The following is a 9,697-nucleotide window of genomic DNA, read 5'->3' as shown; positions in this document are numbered from 1 at the left end:
GGATTTCCGGACCGACTTGGCTTTCAGCCCCGCAGGCGAGTGAGCTGGGTGCTGCTGCAACGACGGGCGGATGTCACCGTGCGTGTCGTCGCGCCCCGTCCGCAGCGTTCTCCGTCCTCGCCTCCCACCGGGTGAGTGTCTGCAAATCCGACCAGCCACACGTTCCGCCCGCGGCCGCGTCACAGATGCACCGTCGTCCCAGCAGGGTCACCTGAGGCCCCCACCCCTGCTGTCGGTTCCGCGCGCAGCTCATCGGTCAGCGCGCAAAGGGCACCCGTGCGCTACCGCACGGTCTTCTCCGTGTGGCTCAGCGTTTCCCGCGAGGGCGTGTGCTCCACGACCCCCATCGGGGCGCGAAGCCACAACTGCGCGCGTCGTGGTGGCGGCACCCGAGCGCCAAGAGCGCCGTCTCGGCCGGGTGTCGCCGGACTGCGTGATGCGCTCGGCCAGCGCGTCCCGCAACGCCCCACCACGGGAAGGACCTGGTAGCCCATCACCCGGAACAGGCAGGGTCGGTCAGGCTGTCTCCACCCCGTCCTGCGGTCTTTCGAGGCGCGAACGTAGAGGTCCTGCCCGACCTGATCGGCGATGTCATCCAGGCCGGCAGTCATCGCCGTGGCCCCCACCCACTGACACCGTTGCCTGCACGTCGTCCGACCCGCCTCCCCAGTTTCGTTCGGGAGGCGGGTCGGATGACGTGTCAGCTCGTGATCAGCGGTGCTGCAGGTAGGAGCGGCCCAGGTCGCGCAGCCGCTCGTGGACGCCGTCGAAGATGTCCACGCCACCCAACAGGGAGCTGGGCATCTTGGCGACCATCGTGTAATTGGTGTCCACGACGTTGCCCGTGGGTGCCAGACCGGCCTGGCTGACCAGTTGCAGCGCGTCCAGCAGGTCCAGACCGGTCAACTGCGCCACCCAGCCGACCATGTCCCGCTGACTCACGCGGTAGGCGTCCTCCAGCGGCTTGGTCGATCCCGTCGACATCAGGTAAGTGTCGTCCTGCAGCCGCGGCCAGGCGATCGTGGCGTTCTTGATGACGTCGACGACGATCGTGGTCGCCATGGCCGCCTCCACCGCGGTCCCGCACACCTCACCCTCACCCTGGCGGCAGTGCCCGTCCCCGATGGCCAGCATGGCGCCCTCCTCGTGCACCGGTAGGTACACGGTGGTGCCCGACCGGGTCTCGGGGGTGTCCATGTTGCCGCCGTGCGCGGCGGGGGTGACCGACATCATTCGTTCCCCCGCGGCAGGGGCGACCCCGATAGTGCCGTGGAAGGGGTCCAGGGGCAGGTCGACGCTGAAGTCGCTGCCGCGCGCCTGATAGCGGCAGGTGCCGGCGTCGTGGTCGATCTCGTACATCCAGACGCGTTCCTCCAGCGCCTCGTGCAGCATCGCCGTGGTCCCCGTCCCGGTCAGAGCACCGAAGTGGGGGAACGTCGAGGACACCGCCCAGTCGCGGCGGGGCCGGATCTGGGCCAGATGCACCGCCAACACGTCACCGGGCTGAGCGCCTTCGACGTGGATGGGGCCGGTCACCGGGTTCAGGTGGGCCAGATCGCACACCGCCGAAGGCAGGTCTTGCACCGAGCGGACCTTGCCGCCGAAGCAGTCTTCGGTCTCGATCTCGATGATCGATCCGGCCGGGACCCGCAGCACGGCGGGATTGCCACCGAAGGTGTAGATCAAGGTGTCGGGTTCGGGGGTGAGGGTGAAAACCTCGGACATCAGGATTCCTCCATTCCGGCCAGTTGCGGCTCTCGATTGCGGACCTTGAACACGAGCAGGACGACCACACCCAGTGCCAGCCACGCAAACGCGAGGGCCTGCGCAGCGACCTTGGCGTTGATGACGACGAACAACAGGATCGCGAACCCGATCAGGGGGAACACGAGGTGACGCAGCCAGTCTCGGCTTCCCTGCCGACGCACGAAGTGGTTGACGACCGACAGGTGCAGGACGAGGAAGGCCGACAGTGCGCCGAAGTTGACCAGGGTGCCCAGCAGGGTGATGCCATCGCTTTGGGCGGCCATCGTCAACCCGACCACCAACGACACCGCGGCAGTCACGAATGTCGCGTTGACGGGGACCCCGTGCCGCTCGCTCACCGTGGCCAGGAACGCCGGAAGCTGCCGATCCCGCGCCATCGCGTACAACAACCGAGAGGTCGCGGCCTGTGCGACCAGGGAGTTGGCAAAGCCCCACGCGATCGCGGTTGCCAACGCCGTCAACCCCGCCAACCAGGCACCGCCACCCACGCGTGCCGCGTCGTAGAACGCGGTGCCGCCCGGGTCGCCACCGGACAGGATGGCCGCCCCGTTGGGAACGAGCATCGACGCGACCCACGTCTGCACGATGAACAACACTCCGGCCAGGAGGAGCGCCGCCACCATGGCTCGACCGATGGTGCTGCTGGACTCCTTGTTCTCCTCGGCGAGCATGGAGATGCCGTCAAAACCGAGGAAGGACAGTACCGCCATCGACACCGCCCCCAACACCAACGGCCACGTGAAGGTGTGGGGGTTGAAGAAGGCCGTGAAGGAGAACCCGGTGCCCTTCCCTTGCGCCACCGCCACCACGCCGGTGACCAGGAAGATCGCCAGGATGACGAGTTCGGCGGCGAGCATCAGTTTGTTGACCTTCGCGGTCATCTCGATGCCCAGGTAGTTGACTGCGGTGTTCAGCGCGACGAACCCGATGAGCCATGCCCACACCGGCACACCGGGCACGATCGAAGTCATGGCGACGCTGGCCACGAGGTACAGCAACGCCGGGATGAGGACATAGTCCAGCAGGATCACCCACCCGGCCAGGAACCCCACCCATGGGCGGAACCCCCGCCCGGCATAGGTGTAGACCGACCCGGCCATGGGGAAGGCCTGCGACATCTGGGCGTAGGAGTTCGCAGTGAACATCATCGCGATCATGCCCACGGCGTAGGTCAACGCGACCATGCCACCGGAGGACTGGTAGACGGACCCGAAGATGCCGAACGGGGCGATCGGCACCATGAAGATCAGCCCGTACACGAGCAGATCGGTGAAGGTGAGGGACCGGTGCAGCTCCTGGGTATAACCGAAATCCTCCAGGGAGCGGTCGGCGTGAGGGGCGGGAGGGACAGGTGGGGTGCTCACAGCACCTCCTAACTTCCGAACGGAAACATTCCAGATGGAATGTACGCCGGAGGCTAGCCCTCTGGGCCGTCACGAGGCCGGGGATCTTCATCGACTCTCGGCCGGACCGGCCGCGGCCGTTTCCGCGGCCACCGTCACGCACGATCGACGGGCACCAACCGCATCCCGTCGGCGCACGCCAAGCGGTTCGGCGGAGCGGATCCCCCCGAGGGCAGACCCGCGCCCGGGGCATGCGCACTCAACCGACCCGACCGACTCGCCGCCGCAACCGCGTGTACCGCGTCATAGCAGCCGCGCGCATACGCCCCCACCTGCGGAGACATCGCACCCCACCGGGTGGCATACCGTTCCCCGAACCCGTCCGGGTCGTCTTCGACGTACCACGGCATCGCCGAGAACAACCCGCCGGTGTCGTCCCCATCAACCTCCAGCAGGCCCACCTCCTCCAACGCACCCGACACCCGCACCACCGATCCGGCCACTCGGGACCCGGCGAACGCCCGGTTGAACACCGCCAGGTCTCGACCCACCAGCGACACCAGCACCACCTGCGCGCCTGAGCGTCGCACCCACGACGCCAACTCATCCCCGTCCACCCGCCCCAGCGGCACCAGCCGTGCCGACCGCACCTGGGCGCCGTTGTGCCGGATCAGACGCTCGGCGACGGCGTGCACCCGCCGCGGCCAGATGTAATCGCTCCCCAGCAGCGCCCACGACCTCAACCCGCGTTCCACCAGGGCCCGCACCGGCTCCCCCAGTTGCGCCGCCGGCGAAGGCCCCAGCAGCCCGACGCCCGGCAGCCGAGCGCCGCCCTCGTGGGGGGCAGCGAAGATGTAGGGCACCCGCCCCGAGGTGACCCGTTCCAATGCCCGGTGGACATCACTGGTGTGGAATCCCACCACCGCATCCACCGCCGCCACCAGAGGCTCCAATTCCCGTGCGCTACCGGCGGGTGGCAATCCGGCGTCGACCGGGGTGAGGGTGAGGCGGCGATCGCGCACTCCACCGGCGTCGTTGATCTCCTCCGCGGCCATGATCGCCGCAGCCAGACCGGCCGGGCGGGCCAGCCCCAACGTGCCCGAACGCGGCACGGCCAGGGCGAGGCGAAAGTCCTCACCCCGATCGTTGACCAAGGTGTCGAGATAGTCGACCACCAGACGGGACGCGGGCATCGGGGCCAGTATGGTTCCAACGCCGACTCTGGGAAAGGACCCGCATGACCCCCACCTCCCCGACGGCTGCCGACGGTCTGCTGACGAGCGCCCGCCGACTCCACCGCGACCTGACCATCACCTTGGAGGCCGAGATCGGACTCCAAGTCGATCAGTGGCGGGCCCTGCGCCGCCTAGACCGCGACAGCGGCGTCACCATGAGCGAGCTCGGCACCCAACTCGGCATCCCCGCCGCAACCACCACCCGCCTCGTCGACTTCCTCGTCGACCGCGGCTTGAGCCATCGACGTGCCACCGGAGACGACCGGCGCCGCGTGACGGTCCTCCTCACCGATGAAGGAGCCGACATGCTCGAACGCGCCGACGGCATCGTTGCGGGGCGCCTGGCAGCCCCCGCCCCCACGGGCTGATCACGCCGTCCCCGACAGGCGCGTCACCCGATGCCGCTCGACCGGAGGTGAGACCCCGGGAGTGGCGAATCCTGCAGGATCCGCCGCCAGGGGGCCTTCCTGCGAGGCAGCTCAGGAAGTAGCCGCAGGAGAGAAGGGCGCGGAGTCGTGTTCCGCTCAGCCGCTCCCGTGGCCGCCCTCGTCTTCGGCATCCGGGTGGGTGCGCCGTCGACGTCTCCGACACGGCCGATGGCGCCTACGTGTTCGGGCGGCGCCCACCCGCGACCGGACACCGCACCGAGGACCTACACGCCGCCCGCTTGACGGGCCTGAAACGCATCTTCCTCGCCCGCCGCGCCACCGCAGCAGATGGGCGCCCGCACCCTCGATCGACCTGTACTCCGCGGGCAGCGACCCCTCGACCTACCGGTGGCACTTCCTGGATTCCGGGGCGCTGAGCGGGTGCCTCCCGATGACCTCGTGCACGCCTACATGGGCAAGGCCGACGAGCGCCTGCCTCACCGGGAAGGGCACGGTCGTCCAGATCCCAGCGCGGCGAACAGGAGATCTCGCCGCCGGCACAGTAGATCTGCTTGTTCGGGCCCGGGCACATCTTCGGGGCGAACCGAAGTATCGCCTCACACTCCGTGAAGAAGTACCAGTACGGCCAGCCGACCACGAATCCGCCGCGGCGCCCACAGGGATTCGCGCGCGTAGATGTAGAACGAGCCGAGCGCCGGCCGGTCGACGGCCATCTCGGCAAGCATCCGCATGACGAGGACGGTGATGAGCCCGGCCACGACGAACGACACGATCGCCGCCCGCCCCGCCTGACCGATGACCACCCCCGACCCGACGGACAGGCCCGCCCCGATCACCCCGCCGAGGGCGACGAGGTTCATGTGTCGCCGGGCCAGCCCCTTGCCGAGGCCGGCGTCGTCGGGATGATCATCGACGTGAAGGACGTCCGCCGCTGCCGTGAGAGCGCCTTCCGACGGCTCGGACATCCCGGCCATCGTTCGACACGGACCCCCGTGGGCACCGAGCAGGGCGTGTGCCTGCCACGGGGATTCGGATTCGGTCGATCGTGGGGCGGAGACGACCAAGGACGTCCTGCGGCACGCAAGCCGTGAACCTCATCGGTGGGCAGGTGCCTCACTCCCCGCGACGACTCCGAGCACACCCTCCCCGTACCGCTCGAGCTTGGCGGCGCCGATGCCGCTGATCGCGCCGAGGTCGGCGGTCGTGGTGGGTGCCGCCGTGACGATGGCCCGCAGAGTGGCATCGTGGAAGACGACGTAGGCGGGGACTCCGGCCTCCTTGGCCGTGGCCGCGCGCCAGGCGCGGAGGCGCTCGAACAGGGCGGCCTCCTCCCCCGTGAGGTCGGCGGCGACGCTCGCCTTCGCGCCGCCCCTGCCGCCGGAGGAGCGGGAGGGTGCGCGGCGGCGTCCGGGCTCGATGCGCATGAGCACCTGCCGCTCGCCGCGGAGCACGGCCACGGACGCCTCGGTGAGCCCGAGGGTGCCGTAGTCGCCCTCGATACCGACGAGGCCCGCGGCGAGGAGCTGCCGCACGACCCCGCGCCACCCGCGTTCGTCGAGTTCGGCACCGATGCCGAACGTCGTGAGGTCGGTGTGGCCGAGGGAGCGCACCCGGTCGGTCTCCCGGCCGAGGAGGATGTCGACGAGGTGCCCTGCGCCGTAGCGCTGACGGCGGTGGTCCAGCCGGACGATCGTCGAGAGGAGCTTCTGCGCCGGGATCGTGCCGTCCCACGTCTTCGGCGGGTCGAGGCACGTGTCGCAGTTGCCGCACGGGCCCGTGCCCGACTGACCGAAGTAGGCGAGGAGCTGCTCGCGGCGGCACGTCACCGTCTCGCACAGCGCGAGCATCGCGTCGAGGTGATGCCCGAGGTTGCGACGGTGCGCGGCGTCGCCCTCGCTGCTCTCGATCATCTTGCGGTGCTGGACGACGTCGGCGAGGCCGTACGCGAGCCACGCCGTCGACGGCAACCCGTCACGCCCCGCGCGGCCCGTCTCCTGGTAGTAGCCCTCGACGGACTTCGGCAGGTCGAGGTGGGCGACGAACCGCACGTCGGGCTTGTCGATGCCCATGCCGAACGCGATCGTCGCAACCATGACGAGCCCCTCCTCCCGGAGGAACCGCGCCTGATTGGTCGAGCGGACCTCCCGGTCGAGGCCCGCGTGGTACGGCAGCGCGGGGATGCCCTGGCTGCAGAGGAACTCCGCGACCCGCTCCACCGATGCCCGCGAGAGGCAGTAGACGATGCCGGCGTCCCCCTCGTGCTCGGCGCGAAGGAACTGGAGGAGCTGCTGCTGCGGGCTGTCCTTGGGGACGATGCGGTACTGGATGTTGGGCCGGTCGAAGTCGGCGACGAAGTGGCGGGCGTCCTCGAGCTGCAGCCGGGCGGCGATCTCCTGCCGGGTCGCCTCCGTCGCCGTCGCCGTGAGGGCGATGCGCGGCACGTCGGACCACCGCTCGTGGAGCATCGAGAGTCGGAGGTAGTCGGGGCGGAAGTCGTGCCCCCACTGGCTCACGCAGTGGGCCTCGTCGATGGCGAAGAGCGCGATGCGGGCCCGGTCGAGGAGCGCGAGGGTCTCGGGCACACGCAACCGCTCGGGTGCCAGGTAGAGGAGGTCGAGCTCCCCAGCGAGGAGGGCCTGCTCGGTGGACGCCCGCTCGTGCGGCAGCTGCGTGCTGTTGAGGAATCCCGCCCGCACCCCGAGCGCCGAGAGCGCGTCGACCTGGTCGGCCATGAGCGCGATGAGCGGACTCACGACGACGCCCGTCCCCTCCCGTACGAGTGAGGGCACCTGGTAGCAGAGCGACTTGCCGCCGCCGGTCGGCATGAGGACGAGTGCGTCGCGCCCCGCGACGACCTCCCCGATGATCTCGGCCTGGTCGCCGCGGAAGTCCTCGTAGCCCCAGACGCGTCGCAGCATCTCGCGGGCGGTGGCGGGCGTGGATTCGTCGACGGCAGACATCGCGGCCAGCCTACGCAGGACCACCGACACGCCACCCCCGAACTGGACGCGCCTGTGGATCGCGACCGACGGCCCCACCCGACCCGGCATCTCTCGACACACACCGCCCGCACGACGCGGCCGGGCACCGCCCACCCCGGGGGGGGCCGGCACCACGCACACGCCGCCCGCACGCCAGGGGCGCGACCGTGCCGCGGGCCGCCCACGGACACGGGGTCGGTCGCGGAGACGAAGGTCGACTCGGGGCGAACGGGTCTGCCACTCTGGCGGGGTGGAGATCTTCCTCGTCGCCCTCGCCGGGCTCACGGTCCTCGTGCTCGCCGCGATGTTCTCGCGCCGGACGGGGATCGCGGCACCGTTGTTGCTCCTCGCGCTCGGCATCGCGGCAGGGGTCACCCCGGCGTTGCCGAACGTCGAGCTCGCCCCGGAGGTGACCCTCGCGGGGGTGCTCCCGCCGCTGCTGTACGCCTCCTCGTCGCAGATGCCGCTCGTCGACCTGCGGCGCAACCTGCGGATGATCTCGTGGCTCGGCGTCGTCATGGTCCTCGTCACCGCGCTCGTCGTCGGCGGGGTCGTCCACCTCGTGTTCCCCGAGATCCCCTTCGCGCTCGCGGTGGCGCTCGGCGCGGTGGTGAGTCCGACGGATGCGGTGGCCGCAACGGCGATCGGCAAACGGCTCGGTCTGCCGCACCGGCTCATGACGGTCCTCGAGGGCGAGAGCCTCTTCAACGACGCCGCGGCGCTCGTCACGCTGCGCACGGCGGTGGCGGCGCTCGCGGCGTCGTTCTCGTTCTGGCAGGCGGCCGGGACGTTCGTGTGGGCGAGCACGGTGGGCGTCGCGGTGGGGCTGCTCGTCGGGGTGGCCGCGGTGGGGGTGCGCTCCCGCCTCGGAGACCCGGTGCTCACGACGACGGTGTCGTTCGCGGTGCCGTGGATCGCGTTCTTCCCCGCCGAGGAGGTGGGCGCATCGGGGATCATCGCCGTCGTCGTCGCCGGCCTCGTCGCGGGCCACCGTGGCCGGACCCGCCTGTCGGCGACCGAGCGGGCGACGGAGGCGACGACGTGGGCGAGCGTCAACTTCGTCCTCGAGAACGCCGTGTTCCTCGTCATGGGTCTCGCGGTCGCGGGGCTCGTCGAGGACTCCCGGGCCGACGGCGGCTTCGACCACCTCGTCGAGCTCTGCGTCCTCGTCTTCGTCCTCCTCGGCGTGCTCCGGGTGGTCGGGGTCGGGGTGCCGCTCGTGTGGCAGCGGCTGCGGCTGCACCCCGAGCGGCGGACCCGTCTGCGCGAACGCCTCTCTCTCGCGAACGAACGGGTGCGGGAGCTGGAGGAGCAGCAGCGCCTCGACGAGGACCGGGTGGCCGAGTGGAACCGGTACCTCGACGTCCGACGTGCCGACCTCGACTTCGCCGAGCGCGAGCCGGTCACACGCCGCGGCGGGGTGGTCCTCGCGTGGGCGGGGATGCGTGGCGTCGTCACCCTCGCCGCCGCCCAGACGATCGACACCCACGTGGCCGGGGCGCCGACGCCGTACCGGTCGACGATCGTCCTCGTCGCGTTCCTCGTGGCGGTGGCGTCACTCGTGATCTTCGGCGGGACGCTGCCGTGGGTCATCCGCCGCCTGCAGTTCGAGCCGCCCTCCGCGCACGACCAGCGCGCCGAGCTCTTCGCCCTCATGAACGACCTCGGCGCAGAGGCCACGGCCGTCCTCGGCCCGCTCTCCGAACAGCGGCTGGACGGTGAGCCCCTCGACCCGGCGGTCGCGGAACTCGTGCGGCGGCGTTTCGGTCCGCTGATGAAGCCGCTGGAGGACGCGGCGGATCTCCCCCGTTCCCGGCCGGGCGTGCGCGAACAGACGATGCGGGTGCAGCGCCGCTACCTCGACGAGCTCCGTGCCGCACTCACGCACGAGCAGGCCGTCGGCGCGTACTCGACGCAGGCCCTCACCCACGCGCAGAGACTTCTCGACGAGCAGGAGCAACGGTTCGACGCCATGCAGTGAC

The 9,697-nt window shown here is 70.4% G+C and carries 7 protein-coding genes; 2 read left to right on the top strand and 5 right to left on the bottom strand.

Going from position 1 to position 9,697, the window contains the following annotated elements:
* Nucleotides 1-711: 711 nt before the first annotated feature.
* From MOPEL_RS04060 to MOPEL_RS04050, 3 genes are all read right to left on the bottom strand, one after another.
* Complete coding sequence (locus MOPEL_RS04060) at nt 712-1,725, bottom strand: acetamidase/formamidase family protein (RefSeq protein WP_009481584.1); 1,014 nt, start codon at nt 1,723-1,725, stop codon at nt 712-714.
* Nucleotides 1,725-3,131, bottom strand: a complete 1,407-nt coding sequence (locus MOPEL_RS04055) for an APC family permease (RefSeq protein ID WP_009481583.1) — start codon at nt 3,129-3,131, stop codon at nt 1,725-1,727. Before MOPEL_RS04055 ends, MOPEL_RS04060 begins: the two co-directional genes overlap by 1 nt.
* A 134-nt stretch (nt 3,132-3,265) precedes the next feature.
* Nucleotides 3,266-4,303, bottom strand: a complete 1,038-nt coding sequence (locus MOPEL_RS04050) for an ABC transporter substrate-binding protein (protein WP_009481582.1) — start codon at nt 4,301-4,303, stop codon at nt 3,266-3,268.
* A 44-nt stretch (nt 4,304-4,347) separates the two neighbouring features.
* Here MOPEL_RS04050 and MOPEL_RS04045 point away from each other — a divergent pair, with 44 nt between their 5' ends.
* The gene (locus tag MOPEL_RS04045; RefSeq protein ID WP_009481581.1) at nt 4,348-4,713 is read left to right on the top strand and encodes a MarR family winged helix-turn-helix transcriptional regulator; all 366 of its coding nucleotides are present in this window, start codon (nt 4,348-4,350) and stop codon (nt 4,711-4,713) included.
* 617 nt (nt 4,714-5,330) lie between these two features.
* Here the strand turns inward: MOPEL_RS04045 and MOPEL_RS18060 are convergent.
* Together MOPEL_RS18060 and recQ are read right to left on the bottom strand one after the other, a co-directional pair.
* Nucleotides 5,331-5,699: an amino acid permease gene (locus tag MOPEL_RS18060; protein ID WP_009481580.1), complete on the bottom strand. Its 369-nt coding sequence runs from the start codon at nt 5,697-5,699 to the stop codon at nt 5,331-5,333.
* A gap of 129 nt (nt 5,700-5,828) precedes the next feature.
* Nucleotides 5,829-7,694 carry a DNA helicase RecQ gene (gene recQ, locus MOPEL_RS04035; protein ID WP_040632838.1) on the bottom strand — a complete coding sequence of 622 codons (1,866 nt, stop codon included), beginning with the start codon at nt 7,692-7,694 and terminating at the stop codon, nt 5,829-5,831.
* A gap of 271 nt (nt 7,695-7,965) precedes the next feature.
* Between recQ and MOPEL_RS04030 the strand changes: the two genes are divergently transcribed.
* Nucleotides 7,966-9,696: a cation:proton antiporter gene (locus tag MOPEL_RS04030; protein ID WP_009481578.1), complete on the top strand. Its 1,731-nt coding sequence runs from the start codon at nt 7,966-7,968 to the stop codon at nt 9,694-9,696.
* Nucleotide 9,697: the final 1 nt, after the last annotated feature.

The sequence above is a fragment of the Mobilicoccus pelagius NBRC 104925 genome (assembly GCF_000247995.1).
In the GTDB taxonomy this organism is placed as follows: Bacteria; Actinomycetota; Actinomycetes; order Actinomycetales; family Dermatophilaceae; genus Mobilicoccus; species Mobilicoccus pelagius.
The sequence above is the reverse complement of the archived record's forward strand: the minus strand, read 5'-3'. Positions and strand labels throughout refer to the sequence as shown.

Bases quoted from the DNA above. Each gene is read 5' to 3' on its own strand.
- MOPEL_RS04060 (WP_009481584.1), bottom strand. From the start codon at position 1,725: ATGTCCGAGGTTTTCACCCTCACCCCCGAACCCGACACCTTGATCTAC.
- MOPEL_RS04050 (WP_009481582.1), bottom strand. From the start codon at position 4,303: ATGCCCGCGTCCCGTCTGGTGGTCGACTATCTCGACACCTTGGTCAAC.
- MOPEL_RS04045 (WP_009481581.1), top strand. From the start codon at position 4,348: ATGACCCCCACCTCCCCGACGGCTGCCGACGGTCTGCTGACGAGCGCC.
- MOPEL_RS18060 (WP_009481580.1), bottom strand. From the start codon at position 5,699: ATGTCCGAGCCGTCGGAAGGCGCTCTCACGGCAGCGGCGGACGTCCTT.
- recQ (WP_040632838.1), bottom strand. From the start codon at position 7,694: ATGTCTGCCGTCGACGAATCCACGCCCGCCACCGCCCGCGAGATGCTG.